Origin of the sequence: Alterirhizorhabdus solaris, assembly GCF_007785815.1 — a bacterium.
Lineage (GTDB): Bacteria > Pseudomonadota > Alphaproteobacteria > Sphingomonadales > Sphingomonadaceae > Alterirhizorhabdus > Alterirhizorhabdus solaris.
Window position 1 is genome coordinate 1 of the sequence record NZ_VNIM01000102.1, and the last position, 14,219, is coordinate 14,219.

Annotated in this window: 14 protein-coding genes; 7 read left to right on the forward strand and 7 right to left on the reverse strand. The window is 69.2% G+C overall.

Features of this window, described 5'->3' with window-relative positions:
• From FOY91_RS17860 to FOY91_RS17870, 3 genes are all read left to right on the forward strand, one after another.
• Positions 1-496: alpha/beta hydrolase fold domain-containing protein (locus tag FOY91_RS17860; RefSeq protein ID WP_145154843.1), on the forward strand; the 496-nt coding region annotated here is incomplete at its 5' end.
• Between the two features lie 49 nt (positions 497-545).
• Complete coding sequence (locus FOY91_RS17865; RefSeq protein WP_145154845.1) at positions 546-833, forward strand: DUF1330 domain-containing protein; 288 nt, start codon at positions 546-548, stop codon at positions 831-833.
• A gap of 33 nt (positions 834-866) precedes the next feature.
• The gene (locus FOY91_RS17870; protein WP_238995780.1) at positions 867-1,907 is read left to right on the forward strand and encodes a zinc-binding dehydrogenase; all 1,041 of its coding nucleotides are present in this window, start codon (positions 867-869) and stop codon (positions 1,905-1,907) included.
• Here the strand turns inward: FOY91_RS17870 and FOY91_RS17875 are convergent.
• From FOY91_RS17875 to FOY91_RS17885, 3 genes are all read right to left on the reverse strand, one after another.
• On the reverse strand, positions 1,891-2,517 hold the full coding sequence (locus tag FOY91_RS17875) for a TetR/AcrR family transcriptional regulator (protein WP_162527272.1): 627 nt from the start codon (positions 2,515-2,517) through the stop codon (positions 1,891-1,893). The genes FOY91_RS17870 and FOY91_RS17875 overlap by 17 nt on opposite strands.
• A gap of 16 nt (positions 2,518-2,533) precedes the next feature.
• Entirely contained in the window at positions 2,534-3,700 is a 1,167-nt protein-coding gene (locus FOY91_RS17880; RefSeq protein ID WP_145154851.1) for an Rv3169 family protein, read from the reverse strand.
• 72 nt (positions 3,701-3,772) lie between these two features.
• A complete protein-coding gene (locus FOY91_RS17885) occupies positions 3,773-4,753 on the reverse strand; it encodes a phosphotransferase family protein (RefSeq protein ID WP_162527273.1) in 981 nt (326 codons plus the stop codon).
• Between the two features lie 238 nt (positions 4,754-4,991).
• On the opposite strand from FOY91_RS17885, the gene FOY91_RS17890 reads away from it, so the two are divergent.
• The gene (locus tag FOY91_RS17890) at positions 4,992-5,960 is read left to right on the forward strand and encodes a Gfo/Idh/MocA family protein (protein ID WP_145154854.1); all 969 of its coding nucleotides are present in this window, start codon (positions 4,992-4,994) and stop codon (positions 5,958-5,960) included.
• A gap of 61 nt (positions 5,961-6,021) precedes the next feature.
• Here FOY91_RS17890 and FOY91_RS17895 read toward each other — a convergent pair whose 3' ends face one another.
• Positions 6,022-7,257 carry an amidohydrolase family protein gene (locus FOY91_RS17895; RefSeq protein ID WP_145154856.1) on the reverse strand — a complete coding sequence of 412 codons (1,236 nt, stop codon included), beginning with the start codon at positions 7,255-7,257 and terminating at the stop codon, positions 6,022-6,024.
• 28 nt (positions 7,258-7,285) lie between these two features.
• Entirely contained in the window at positions 7,286-9,013 is a 1,728-nt protein-coding gene (locus FOY91_RS17900) for an N-acyl-D-amino-acid deacylase family protein (protein WP_145154858.1), read from the reverse strand.
• Between the two features lie 206 nt (positions 9,014-9,219).
• Here FOY91_RS17900 and FOY91_RS17905 point away from each other — a divergent pair, with 206 nt between their 5' ends.
• Both FOY91_RS17905 and FOY91_RS17910 read left to right on the forward strand, forming a co-directional pair.
• Positions 9,220-9,792: a TetR/AcrR family transcriptional regulator gene (locus FOY91_RS17905; protein WP_275266046.1), complete on the forward strand. Its 573-nt coding sequence runs from the start codon at positions 9,220-9,222 to the stop codon at positions 9,790-9,792.
• A 97-nt stretch (positions 9,793-9,889) separates the two neighbouring features.
• Entirely contained in the window at positions 9,890-11,215 is a 1,326-nt protein-coding gene (locus FOY91_RS17910) for an MFS transporter (protein WP_162527274.1), read from the forward strand.
• Between the two features lie 31 nt (positions 11,216-11,246).
• On the opposite strand, the gene FOY91_RS17915 is transcribed toward FOY91_RS17910, so the two are convergent.
• Together FOY91_RS17915 and FOY91_RS17920 are read right to left on the reverse strand one after the other, a co-directional pair.
• Entirely contained in the window at positions 11,247-12,494 is a 1,248-nt protein-coding gene (locus tag FOY91_RS17915; RefSeq protein ID WP_145154864.1) for an acetyl-CoA C-acetyltransferase, read from the reverse strand.
• Positions 12,495-12,602: 108 nt separating this feature from the next.
• Complete coding sequence (locus FOY91_RS17920; protein ID WP_162527275.1) at positions 12,603-13,433, reverse strand: SDR family oxidoreductase; 831 nt, start codon at positions 13,431-13,433, stop codon at positions 12,603-12,605.
• A 203-nt stretch (positions 13,434-13,636) separates the two neighbouring features.
• Here FOY91_RS17920 and FOY91_RS17925 point away from each other — a divergent pair.
• Positions 13,637-14,219, forward strand: a 583-nt coding sequence (locus tag FOY91_RS17925; RefSeq protein ID WP_145154868.1) for a cytochrome P450 family protein, incomplete at its 3' end; no start/stop codon positions are given.

Genomic DNA, 14,219 nt, shown 5'->3' on the forward strand with positions numbered 1-14,219 from the left:
GGCCTTGCTGGATGTACGATCCCCGGCGGAGATCGTGGTCAGCGGCGGTTCGGCCGGCGGCAACCTGGCCGCCGCGCTGGTGTTGCGCGCGCGGGACGAGGGGCTGCCGCTGCCGGCGGGGCTGATCCTGAACACGCCGGAGATCGACCTCACCGAATCGGGTGACAGCTTCCACACCAACGACGGCGTGGATCCCGGCCTGCGCAGCCTGATGCCGGTCAATCTCCTGTATGCCGACGGGCACGATCTGGCCCATCCCTATCTCTCGCCGCTGTTCGGTGACCTGACCAGCTTTCCGCCGACCCTGCTCACCAGCGGGACGCGCGACCTGTATCTCTCGAACACGGTGCGAATGCACCGCAAGCTGCGGGCCGCCGGCGTGCCCGCCGCGCTGCACCTCACCGAGGCGGGGCCGCACACGGGCTTTCCGGGCAGCCCGGAAGGCGACGAGATCGACGGGGAACTGCGGCGCTTCGTGGCCTCGGTGCTCGACTAGGCATGATCCCGGCGCCGCCCGGCGCCACCATCTGTAAAGGAGACAAGCAATGACCACGTATCTGGTATTCACCCGCATCGTGACCAAGGACCAGTCGCAGATGGACGAGTATGCCCGCACGGTGGGGCCGACGTTCAAGGGCCATGCCGCGACGCCGCTCGCCGCTTATGGCGCACAGGAAATCCTCGAGGGCGAGCCGCACGAGGGAATGGTCATCCTCTCCTTCCCCGACAAGGCCGCCGCGATCGGCTGGTACGACGGCCCCGGCTACCGCGAGGTGCGCGAGCATCGCTTCAAGGGCGCAGATTATCAGGTCACGATGGTCGAGGGCCTGTAGTCCGGCGACCGGGCAATGATGGAGAAGACACCGATGGCGGGCTATGACCGGATCGTGGCGCACAGTTTCGGCGGGCCTGAGGTGCTGGTGGTCGAGCATGTCGCCGCCTTGCCCCAGCCCGGCGGCGGCGAGGTGCGGGTGCGGGTCGAGGCGGCCGGCGTCGGCTATACCGACACGATCCTGCGCCGTGGCCGATACGTCCTCTACAAGGGCGGGCTGCCGCTGACGCCGGGCTACGACATGGTCGGCGTGGTCGACGCGCTGGGTGACGGTGTCGAGGGGCTGCGGGTCGGCGATCGCGTCGCCGACATGCCGGTCCACGGCGCCTACAGCCAGTATGTCCTCAGCCCGGCGCGGGATCTGGTCGCGGTGCCGGCCGGCGTCGATCCGGTCGCCGCCGTCGAGGTGCCGCTGATGGGCGTCACCGCGTGGCAGATGCTGACGCGCTGCGTCTCCCTGCCGCACGGCGCCACCATATTGGTGGTGGGGGCGAGCGGCGCGGTCGGCCGGCTGCTCGTCACGCTCGGGCGGCATCTCGGCCTCACGGTCATCGGTACGGCCTCGGCCGCCAAGCTGCCGCTGGTGGAGGGCCTGGGTGCGACCGCGATCGACTATCGCCGCGACGATCTGGCGGAGGCCATCCGCGCGGCCGGCGGCGGCCGGGGCGTGGACGCCGCCTTCGATGCGATCGGCGGCACCAGCTGGGAAACGAGCTGGGCCGCGCTGGCGGAGGGCGGCACGCTCGTCGGTTACGGCATGCAGGATTTCCTCGAGACCGGCGGCCCGTCGAGCGGGGTGCTGGCGGCGATCCAGCGGTTCAACGTGACGTGGAACGAGGACGGCGCCACCGACGGCACCAACCGGCGCACGATCTTCTACGACATCAACGAGCGACGCCCCCGCCTGCCCGACGAGTATCGCGCGGATGCCGGCCATCTGCTCGACCTGATCGCGCAGGGCACGCTGGTGCCGCCGCCTGCCGAAACCCTGCCGCTCGATCGCGCGGCCGAGGCGCATCGCCGGGTGGCGGCGGGCGACCTGCAGCAGCGGCTGGTCCTCACCCCCGCCGCCTGATCCCCTCGAAGACGAAGAGGAAGGCCTGCATCACCGCCTCGCGCGCTTCCGGCGCGTGCGGTGCGTTGGCCATCGTCAGCGCCGCATCGTGCAACGCCGCCTGGATCAACGAGGCCAGCGGCATCTCCGGTTGCCGGTCGACCAGCCCCGCCTCCATCAGCAGCCGCAGCGCGTCGGCCGTCCGGCTGGCGACATGGTCCGACTGGAGATCGCGCCAGCGCGTCCAGCCGAGCACGGCCGGCCCGTCGATCAGCAGGACGCGGCGGTAATCGGGGTGCGCCGCGATCAGCAGCAGGTAATGGCGGAAAGCCTGAACTACCTGCGTCCACAGATCGCCCGACAGCCCCGCCACGGCGGTACGCGACCGCTCCGCCAGTTCCTCGGCGAGCAGCCGGAACACCGCCAGGAACAGCGCCTCCTTGTCGGCGAAATGGTGATAGAGCGCGCCGCGCGTCAACTGCGCCCGCGCCGCGATCTCCGTCGTGCCCGCCGCGTGATAGCCGGCTTCGGTGAACATCCGGCGGGCCACGGAGAGGATCGCATCCCGCGTTTCCGTGGCCCGCGCGCGCTGGCTCTGCGGGCTTCCGCCCCGGCTCGATCGGCTGGTCATCGCCGGGGCCGCCCCGTCAGACGATGCGCACGCCCGGATACTCGCCGAGGATGATGCTTTCCATGTCGCCATAGCCGGCATTCGCGCCTTCGCGGATGCGGACCGGGCGGTCGCGGATCTGCCAGCGGTAGTTGTCGGCCGTCTTGCCGGGCGCGTTGACGTCGTCGATGCATTCGCCGTCGAGGAAATCCTCGCCCTTGAAGCTGCCGTGGCGCTGGCCCTTCCATTCGCCGTACATGCCCGGCAGCAGGCGGAAACCCATCTCCGGATTGATGACCTCGATGTCGAACACGCGCTCGACGATCTCCTTGCCCGAGCCCGCCAGCAGCGCCGTCACCCGGCCGCGCATCGCCCCGCGATCCGCCGTGCGATAGTCGATCTCGGGGTAGAGGTGCAGGATCGGGATCTGGCGGCCGTCGCTCTCGTTGATGTGGCCGGTGAAGAACTCGGGCGGCCCGTTCCCGCCGAAATCGCGGAAATAATAGGCCAGGTCGTAGCTCGTGCCGTCCGGCCGGTCGATCTTGGAGACCAGCCAGTTGAAATGATAGCCGCCGGTCTTGGTCCCGCTCGTCGCGCCGACGCTGCCGGGCACCAGATCGGCCGGATCCAGCCCGACATGCTCGCGCACGCCCCAGCTTCGGTCGCGGAAGCCGTACCATTCCTCGGGGTTCACCTCGATCCGCTCGCCGTCGATCTCGATCCAGCCGGAAACCGTGCCGGGCTGGTGGAAGCGGATCAGATCGGATGCGACGCGGCCGCCATGCACCACCACGTCGCGGTTCTCGAAGAAGGCGGGCATCGTGGCGTGGAAGGTGAGGTCAAACCGGATCGGCTGGGCATCGTTTTCCGCCAGCGTGATGCGCAGCGCCTTGAACGGCTCGATCACCTCGCAGGCGATCGGCCCCACGCTCATGTCGTCGAACCGGGGGGCGAGCACGCGGCTGGCGCGCACGGTGCGCTGCTGCGTGCCGCGCTGGATACCGGCAAAGCCGTCCATCACGTTGCGGTTGGTGTATTTGCCCAGCCCCAGGCCGACCTGCAGGGTGGCATCCTTGCGCATCAGCGTGAACCACGCCTTCTCGGTCCAGGCACGATCGCCGGTGCCCACGGCGGCATGGGTGTTGACGATCTGGTGGTTGAACAGTTCGTCCGCCGCCGTCAGCGGTGCGATGGAGGAGATCATTGCAGGGTTCCTTGCGAAAGATCGGGCGGGTCCGCGGATCGGGCATCCGCCGGCGCGTGCGGTACGGCGGGTCTAGTATCCGCCGCTGTCGAGCATGGCCTGCATGACGCCGATATAATAATCGACGCTGCGGGCGAAGATGGCGAGCTTGGGGTCGCTGCTGCGGCCGCTGGAAAACATGTTGGCGCCTTCCGCGATGATCGCCGCCAGCTTCCCCATCTGCGCGATCTCATGCCAGAACACGCCGTCGGCGGATCGGCCGGAGACCTGTTCCCACAGGGCGATCACCTCGCCGCGCGTCAGCATACCGGGCAGCTTGAAGGCGCGCGTGGCGGCGTGATAGTCGCTTTCGAGCGCGTGCAGCATGTAGCCGAGGTTGGCCAGCGGCTCCCCGTTCAGCGCCATCTCCCAGTCGAGCACGGCGTTCACCCGCCCGTCCAGCCACATGATGTTCGACAGTTTGGAGTCGCCGTGGATCAACGCGGGCGGGCCGCTGCACGGGGCCGGCACGGCGAGCAGCCGATCGAACAGCGCGGCCAGCACCGGGCTGTCGGCCTTGCGGGCGAACGCCTGCCAGGTCCGCGCATCGTCCTCCGGCGCCACCACCGGCCCGAGCACGTCCAGCGGCCGCACCCGCGACAGGCCGGCGAAGACCGACACCCACTGGCGGCAGATGTCCGCCCGCAGATCGTCACCGGCGTCCGCGAACCACGGCTGCATGTCGAGATCGTCGATCGCCTCGCCGGCCAGACGCTCCATCACGAAGAACGGCACGCCCAGCACCGCTCGATCCCCACACACCGCGACGACGCCCGGCACGCGCGGCGCATCCTCACGGCCGCCGAGCTCCTGGTAGATGCGGGCCTGACCGATCACGTCGTGCCCGTCGAGCATCGCGCCGGCCGACGGCGGCAGGCGCAGGATCAGGTCCGGCCCCTCGATCAGATAGGTTTCGTTGGAGAAGCCGGTCGTCAGCGGCACGACGCGCGTGATGCCTTCGCCGCCGGGCAGGAAATCGCGCAGGGCGCGGGTTATCCGTTCGACATCCGCCACACGTTCCGCTCCCACAAGCCCGGATCGATCCGGATTGTCCAGCCACATACACACTGTATCTCGCTCCCGGAGTCAAGGGTCGGGCCTGCCGGCGATAGAGTCGAACTCGTCCGGGTATCGACGCCGCACGGCCCGATCCGGTGCGGGGGCGCCGCTTGACCCGTCCCCTGCCATCGCCCACTCAATCGGGACGGTCGATGGCACCGGAAACGCCGCGATCGCCAAGAGGAGAGAGACAATGCGGGCCATCGTCATCGGCACCGGCTTCGGCGCGCGTGTCGTCGCGCCGACCTACGAGAGCCTCGGCATCGCCTGCACCGTCGTCAGCCCGCATGACGATGCCGCTGTGCGGGCGGCCTGCGCGGAACGGGTCGATCTCGTCTCGGTCCACTCGCCCCCGTTCCTGCATCACGCGCATGTGATGGCCGCGCTCGACCATGGCCACGCCGTCCTGTGCGACAAGCCGTTCGGCCGCGACGCCCCCGAGGCGCGTGCGATGCGCGACCGCGCCAGGGCGCTCGGCGTGCTGCACTTCCTCAACTTCGAGTTCCGCCAGCAGCCCGCCCGCGTCCGACTGAAGGCGTTGCTGGACGAAGGGCGGATCGGGATGCTCCGGCATGTCGGCTGGAGCGTGATCGGCAGCGGCCTGCGCGGGCAGAAGCATCGCTGGCTGTTCGAGGCGGAACAGGCCGGCGGCTGGCTCGGCGCCTATGGCTCGCACGCGATCGACACGCTGCGCTTCCTCACCGGAAGCGAGGTGGCGCAGTGCAGCGCCGTCGCGCGGACCGAGATCACTACCCGGCCGGATAAGCAGGGCGTGATGCGCCGCTCCACCGCCGAGGACGCCTTTTCATCGTGGATGAGGATGGAGAACGGATGCACCGTCGCGTTCGACACCGCTTATTCGGCGCCGATCACCCTGCCCCAGCGGCTGACCCTGCTCGGCAGCGACGGCGTGCTCGAACTGGTGGACGATCGCCGCCTCACGCTGCGGATGCCCGATCGCCCGGACGAGTCGTTCGATTTCACGCCGCCGGACGGCGATCCCCACATCGGCTCGCTCGTCCCATGGCTGGAGCGGGTGGCCGCCGCGCTGCGTGACGGACGGCAGATCGCTCCCGATTTCGACGATGGCGTCGCGGTCGCCGAGACGATGGACGCGATGCGCGCCAGCTTTTCGGCAAACGCCGGTGCCGTCGTTCCCTAGATCGCGCCCCGCCATCATCCGGCGGCGGGGCTGCGTGCCAAGGGCGACGCAGCCCCGCCGTTCAGGCGGCGAAGGTCAGCTCGCGCGCGTTGTCGAGCATGATCCGCCGCTGGTCCGCGCCGGAGAAGTTGAGCAGGCTGTTGAAGAACTCGCGCGGGTGGCCGACACCCTCGGCATGGGGCCAGTCCGACCCGAACAGGATGCGTTCGACCGGCATGTGACGCGCCAGATCGTCCACATCGTCCTCCACGAAGGGGGCGACCCAGCAGTTGCGGTGGAACTGGTCGACCGGGTTCTCCCCGAACATGCCCGGGTTCTGCGTGTGGATCACCTGCAGATCGTGCAGCATCGGCCCGACCCACGTGCCGCCGTTCTCGATATAGGCGAACTTCAGGCGCGGGAAACGCTCGAACAGGCCGTGGGAGACGAGCACGGCGGCGAAATCGCGCACCAGCCGGTGCTTCTGGAGCATGTAGACGAGCTTTGAGTCATAGCCCTTGTCGTGGCGGCCGATGAGGTCGCCGCTCTGCTCGTCGAGATTGATGCCCCAGGTCGATGCGACAGAGCGGTCGACGTGGCGGTAGCCGTCCTCGAACCCGGCATGGACGGTGACGGTGATGCCCGCCTCCTCCACCCGCGCCCAGAACGGATCGAAGCGCGGATCGGCAGGCGACCGCATGCCGTCCGGCGTGAAGGCCGGGCCGTTGCGCAGGGTGATGATCCGCGCGCCGCGCGACAGCGCCCACTCCAGCTCCTTCAGCGCACCGTCCAGGCTGGAGAGCGAGAGCAGCGGCACGCCGAAGATACGGTTCTTGTAGGCGAAGCCCCATTCGTCGTCGATCCAGCGGTTGAACGCCCCAAGGATATGCAGCGACGCCTCGATGTCCGGCTGCATCGGCCCCTCGATGCACACGCCGTGCGAGGGGAACATCCACGCCGCCTCGATCCCCTGATCGTCCATGCAGGCGAGGCGCGCGTCACGGTTGAACCATTCGGGATGGTCCACCGGCTTTTCCGACCACAGCTCGGGCATGAGCGGATCGAAGCTGGCCTTGCCGGCGAAATAGTCGAACAGCGAGCCGGGCACCGGGCGGCCATGCAGGTCCCCCGGGCCGGGCAGGATCGGATGCTCGCGATCGCCGATGAAGTAGCGGACCGCGCCGTCCACTTCCACGAGGCGCAGCCCCCGGTCCTGATACTTGGCGGCGCGGTAGCGGGTAAAGGCGTCGTGGCCCTCCCAATAGTGATTGTCGGCATCGAAGACGGTGCCGAAGTCGGCGCGGATGTCCTTGTCCATCGAATGCTCCTCGTTTGTCTCGTTGCGGTCAGGCGACGCCGTGGCGCAGCAGCTTGCCGGGGGTCGCCTGCGTGCATTCGCCGTCGCGGAACGTCTCGACGCCGTTGACGATGATGTGGTTGTAACCCTTGGCCTTCTGGATCAGACGCCACTCGCCGGCCGGATAATCCCACACGCGCTCGGCCGGCAGGCTGTCCAGCTCGGCGAGATCGTACACGATGATGTCGGCAGGCATGTCCTCGGCGATATAGCCCCGGCCCTTCAGCCCCGCCGCGCGCGCGGGCAGCGCGGACAGGCGCCAGTGCGCCTCCTCCAGCGACATGATGTCGTGATCGCGCACCCAGTGGCCGAGCAGTTCGGTGGGATAGCGGCCGGTGGTGACGAACTTGGTGTGCGCGCCGCCGTCGCTGACGCCGGGCAGCGAGACCGAGGCGGTCGCGATCTCCTTCATCGCGGCGGCCGACGTGACGATCATCGACGTCTCGAACCCGGACTTGAGGCCGCCCCATACCGAGATGTCGAGCAGCACGTCGATCGGATGCTTGTCCTCGCGCGCGGCGATCTCGCCGATCGTGTAACCCTCGTACTTCTCCTGCAACGCCAGCCCGTCCGGCACGTCGAGCGGGATCCAGCCCACCTTGATCTCGTCCAGCACATAGCCCGATCCGAACAGGCCGCCGCGCTGCTCGTGGATTTCCCTGAGCGCGCGGCGGCGCTCGGGATCGTTGAACTTGGCGATCTTCTCGTCGATCGTCCCCATGCAGACGTCCTTCCACGCGGGGATGCCGTCGGCCAGATTATAGTCCTCGAAGGTGAACTGCGAGGCGAAGTTGGTCGTCAGCGCCTGCGCGAACACCCGCAGCCCTTCCTGCTCGTTGAGCGTGGCGAGGCGCTCGATCGCGGCCTTGGCGGGCAGTTGCTGGCCGCCATGCTGGTTGAGCGCGCCATCGGCGAGCAGCGCGTTCCAGATGACCGGACGGCCACTTTCGCGCGCGATGGTCTCGGCCAGGTCGATGCTGCCGGTCAGCTGCGCCACACCGCGCCCGGTGCTGCCCATCGCCCGGCAGAACGCGGCCAGATCGCGCTGGCTCATCGTGTCGGTCACCATCGGCGTACCGTCGTGGTCGAGCTGCACGTTGCTGCCGGCCCCCATGATCTGCGCGCTGATGCCGCAGCCACCGGCTTCCATGCCCTCGACGAGCAGGTCGCACATCTGCTGCAACTCGTCGTCGGTCGCCGCGCGGGCCTTGGCCTCGTCGGTGCCCACGACATAGCCGTAGAGCGGCGCCAGCGGCACGAACGACATGATGTTGACGCCCTTGGGCGTGCGCTCGACGCTTTCGAGATATTCGCGGAAGCTCACCCAGTCCCACGGCATGCCCTGTCGCATCGTCTCCAGCGGCACCGCCTCGTTGCGCACGAGGCTCAGCATCGTGCGCTCGCGATCCTCCGGCTTCACCGGTGCGAAGCCGAAGCCGCAGTTGCCGATCACCACGCTGGTCACGCCGTGCCAGCCGGACATGGTGCACCACGGATCCCAGAACAGCTGGCTGTCGTAATGGGTGTGGAGATCGACCACGCCGGGCGCGACGATCTTGCCCGCCGCCTCGATCACCACGTCCGCCTGCGTCGCATCGATGCGGCTGCCGATCTGGACGATCTTGCCACCGGCGATAGCGATATCCCCGCGATAGCGCGGCGTCTGCAGCCCATCGATGATGGTGCCGCCCTTGATGACCATGTCGAACTTCGCCATGCCCGCTCTCCTGATTATTCTATCGTTCGAGGCTGCCGCCGTCTAAGCGTGCACCCTGTATGTTTAAGGAATGACCGATAAGCCCGCCCGCGTCAAGAGCATCGTCGAGGACCGCCCTGCCGGACAGCGCCGCCGCCGAAACCCCGGCACCCGCACGGGGGCGCAGCCGGGCCGCGCAGCAGCGCGCGCACGATACCCGCGCGGCCCTGCTCACCACGGCCCGCCGCCTGTTCGGCACGGACGGCTTCCACGCCACGGGCACGACCGACATCGTGGCCGAGGCAAAGGTGACGCGGGGCGCGCTCTACCATCACTTCAGGAACAAGGAGGAGCTATTCGAGATCGTCCATCGCGCGGTGACGCTGGAAATCTCCGAGGAGGCGCAGGCGGCGACGGCGGCAATGACCGGGCACACCCTGCAACGGGCGATGGCGACGCTGCGCGTGTATCTCGACCTGCTCGCCACCCGTCGCGACATCCAGCGCATCCTCCTGATCGACGGGCCGGTCGTTCTCGGGTGGGAGCGGTGGCGCGCCCTGCGATCGGAATTCGCCTATGCCGGCTGGGTGCAGACCCTGTCGCTGCTGGCCGAGCAGGGCCGGATCGTGGCGGTGCCGATCGAGCCGATGGCGCAGATCATCCTGGCTGCGGTCGACGAGGCCGCCCTCGCGGTCGCCCATGCCGACGATCCGGCGAAGACGCTGGAGGACATGGCGCGCGCGCTCACGCTGCTGATCGGCGGCCTCGTCGACACCCGGCACGCCCCCGGCCCGGCCTGAAGGCGGGGGCGGCGGACCTTTACGAAACACATCCTATGCAGGGCGGCTCCGCTTCCGGTAGGAACCGGACATCGCCCCCTGTGAGACCATGCCGGCCATGACGACCACCTCCGCGCCGGCCGCCGGCAATCGCTACGCCTGGTACACGCTGTTCGTCCTGATCGTCGCCTACACCCTCTCGTTCATCGACCGACAGATCCTGACGTTGCTGGTGGGGCCGATCCGCGCCTCGTTGCGGATCAGCGATTTCGAGCTGAGCCTGCTGCACGGCATCGCCTTCGCGCTGTTCTACACCGTGCTCGGCATCCCGATCGGGCGGCTGGTGGACCGGCGGCGGCGGACGACGATCGTGGCGATCGGCATCGCGGTGTGGAGCCTGATGACCGCGACATGCGGCCTGACCCGCTCGTTCGGCCAGCTGTTCCTCGCCCGCATCGGCGTGGGGGTGGGCGAGGCGGCGCTGTCGCCCGGTGCCTATTCGATGCTGAGCGACATTTTCCCGGCGCGCGAACTGCCGCGCGCGATCAACATCTATACCGGCGCCGCTTATATCGGCGCGGGCGTGGCGACGATCCTCGGCGGCACCATCATCACGCTGATGCCGCCGCTGGATCTGCCGGTCGTCGGCCGCCTGGAGCCCTGGCAGGCGGTGTTCGTGTCGCTGGGCCTGCCCGGCCTGCTGGTCGCCCTGTGGGTGCTGAGCCTGCGCGAGCCGACGCGGACCGGCCTGCACACCGGCCTGCATGGGGCGACGGGCAACGCGCAGCCCTCGCTGCGCGCGGTGCTGCGCTACATCGGCGACCGGCGTTCCGCTTATGGCCTGCTGATCCTCGGCTATTCGGTCGCGGGGATCATGTGGAACGGATCGATGGCGTGGCTCCCCACCTTCTTCATCCGGGTGCACGGCTGGAGCATCGCCGAGGCGGGGCTGCGCTATGGCCTGGCCGTGATGATCGGCGGCGGGTTCGGCGTGTTCTTCGGCGGCTGGCTGACGGTGCGGCTGCGGACGCGCGGCTACCTCGACAGCAACATCCGCATCGGCCTCATCACGCTGGCGACCGCCGCGCCCACCGGGATCGCCGCGATGCTGGTGCCGTCGGCCGGCGTGGCGCTGGTGCTCGTCACCCTCTTCCTCTTCGCCTGCTCGATGCCGTGGGGCGGGGCGGCGGCGGCCTTGCAGGAGATCACGCCCAACCAGATGCGCGGGCAGGTGTCGGCCGTCTATCTGTTCTGCCTCAGCCTGCTGGGGCTGGGGCTGGGGCCGGCGGTCGTCGCCGGCTTTACCGACCGGCTGTTCGGCGACGACGCGGCGCTGCCGTGGTCGCTGGCGTTGACGATCCTCATCACCGCGCCGGTCGCGGCGCTGTTGCTGTGGCGCGCGCGCAAGCCCTATTGCGCGGTGCTGGCCGCGCCGGCGTTCTGATCGCCGCCGACCGGCCGGCCCGTCCTGCCGATCACACCCGCTCGATGATGATCGCCGGGGCCATGCCGCCGGCCGCGCACATGGTGATGAGCGCATAGCGTCCGCCCGACCGCTCCAGCTCGTCGAGCGCGGTGCCGATCAGGATCGCGCCGGTGGCGCCGATCGGATGGCCGAGCGCGATCGAGCCGCCGTTGATGTTGATCCTGGCGCGATCGATATCGAGGTCGCGGATGAACTTCTCGACGACGACGGCGAACGCCTCGTTCACCTCCCACACGTCGATGTCGTCCTTCGTCAGGCCGGCCTTCGCCAGCACCTTGCGCGCCGCCGGCCCGGGCGCGTTCAGCATCAGCGTGGGATCGTCGCCGATGTTGGCGGTGGCGACGACCCGCGCGCGCGGCTTCAGCCCGTGCGCCCGCGCATAGTCGCCCGACGCCAGCAGCAACGCCGCCGCGCCGTCGACCACGCCCGATGAGGTGCCGACGTGGTGCATTGGCCTGATGTCGATATCGGGATAGCGCTGGTTGATGAGCTGCCGGAAGGTCGGGCCGTCCTCCCGGCTCGGCATGTCGGCCAGCGCCTCGAACGCCGGCTTCATCGCGGCAAGCGTCTCGGCGGTCGTGCCGGGGCGCGGATATTCCTCGTGGTCGAGCACGACCTTGCCGGCGTCGTCGAGCACCGGCACGATCGAGCCGTCGAACCGGCCCTCGGCCATCGCCACGGCCGCGCGCCGCTGGCTCTCCACGCCTAGCGCCTCCAGATCCTCGCGCGTAATGCCTTCGATCGTGGCGATCGCGTCGGCCGCAACGCCCTGGTTCGATTGCGGGTGCTTCTCCTGAAGGCGCAGGTTCGATCCCATGCCGCCCGTCAGTCCGGCCTGCCTCGCCTTGCCGGAATAGTCGATCACCTGGCTCATCATCTCGGTGCCGCCCGCGATCACCAGATCCTCCGCGCCCGACTTGATCTGCGCGGCCGCCAGCGCCGTGGCGGTGATGCCGCTGCCGCAGAAGCGATCGAGCGTCACGCCGCTCACCCTGATGTCGAAGTCGGCATCGAGCGCGGCCATGCGCGCCAGATCACCCCCCTGCGCGCCGAACTGCGCCGACGTGCCCCAGATCACGTCGTCGATGTCGGCGGTGGTCAGGTCGTTGCGTTCCTTGAGCGCCCGCAGCACCGTCGCGCCGAGATGCTGCGGGTGCATGTGGGCGAGCGCGCCCTTGCCGATCTTCCCGATGCTGCGGGGGGTGCGGACCGCGTCGATGATATAGGCTTCGGACATGGGCGAGCGACTCCTCTGGGGCCGGCCGACGGGATCGGCCGATCGTCTGGCGCCGCCACAGCCGCGCCGGTACGATCGCCGCCGTTATGTCCCACCCGCGCCGGCCCGTCATCCGGGAAAGCGAAACGCCGCGACCGATCCGCCGTCCACCCGCAGATCGGTGCCGCTGATGAAGCCCGCCTGCGCACTCGCCAGGAACTGCGCGGCCAGCGCGATGTCGATCGCCCGGCCGCCGCGCCCGACCGGCGCCGCCTCCAGCATCGCCGTGGCCCCCTCCGTCTCGGCCATCTCCCGGCGGCCCATCGGCGTCAGGATCAGGCCGGGGGAGATGCTGGCGATGCGCGCGCCCAGGCGGCCCCACGCGATCGCGCGCTGCTCGACCAGCCGCAATACCGCCTGCTTGCCCAGCGAGTAGCCGATGCCCGGCATATGCGCCGCCGATCCGCCCGCCATGTCCTCGACGATCGGGGCCAGCGCCTCGATCATCCCGGGGTCGAGCGGCCGGTCGAGAAGCGCCTGCACGGCCGGTATCGGCGGCATCATGTGCCCGGCGGTGGAGGCGATCAGCACTGCCACCGATCCCGGCCGCAGCACCGGCTCCACCGCGTCCAGCAGCCGGACCGTGGCGATCAGGTTGACCCGCACGATCGTCCGCCAGTCGCTCATCGCCGGCGAAAGCCCGGCGGTGTGGACCAGCGTGACCGGGCCGTCCTCGCCCACATCGCCGACCAGCGCTGCGAGCAGCGCCGCGTCGCCCAGATCGCCCGCCCGCGCCTGCCGCACGACATAGCCCTCGCCCTCCAGTTCCGCGGCGAAGCCGTCCAGCGTGGCGCTGGAGACGTCCGTCAGCACCAGATCGTGCGTGGCGCCCATCAGCCGGGCGCAGGCGCGCCCCATGCCGCCGGCCGCCCCGGTGACGAGCAGGGTGGGTCTGGTCATGGTGTTTCCTCTCTGCCCGGGCCGGGCCGGCGCCCTCCGATCTCCCCGCGGGAAATCGCGGGCAGGTTGCCACGGATGCCGCCCCTTGCCCACGATCGTTCCCGCCGTCGCTTGACACCGGCCACCCGAACAGGTGCAATGGACGGCGATAACGCGCAGGCAGCATTGCATTCCTGCCACTGGCCAAGCCTCGAGGACGACCCGTGACCGATCCCCAGTTGAAGCCCGCCTTTCGCTACGATCCGTATTCGGACGAGGCGCGGCGCGATCCGCAGAGCCTGTACCCCGTGCTGCGCGAGGAGCACCGCGCCTACTTCATGCCCGAGTACGACGCCTACGCCATCAGTCGCTACGACGATGTGTGGAACGCCTTCATGGACGCGAAGAACTTCACCGAGTCCGAGGGGCAGGTATTCCCGCGCAGCCAGATGCTGGTGCATCATCGCGGCGATCCGCCCAAGCCGAAGCTCGATCCCAAGTCGATGTTCCTCTTCCTCGATCCGCCGATCCATTCGCAGTTCCGCATGGCGCTCGCCAGCCCGTTCATGAAGGGCAACGTCGGCAAGCTGACGCCGCAGATCACCACGCTGATCCGCGATCAGTTGGACAAGTGCATCGCCAGGGGCCGCTTCGACCTCAACGGCGATTTCGCCAGCTACATCTCGGTCGGCGCGACGGCGATCCTGATGGGGCTGCCGGTGGAGGACAGCGGCGCCATCATCGATCTGGTCAACCGCATGGTCGCGCGCGATCCGGTCAACCCCGGCCCCACGGCGGACGGGATCG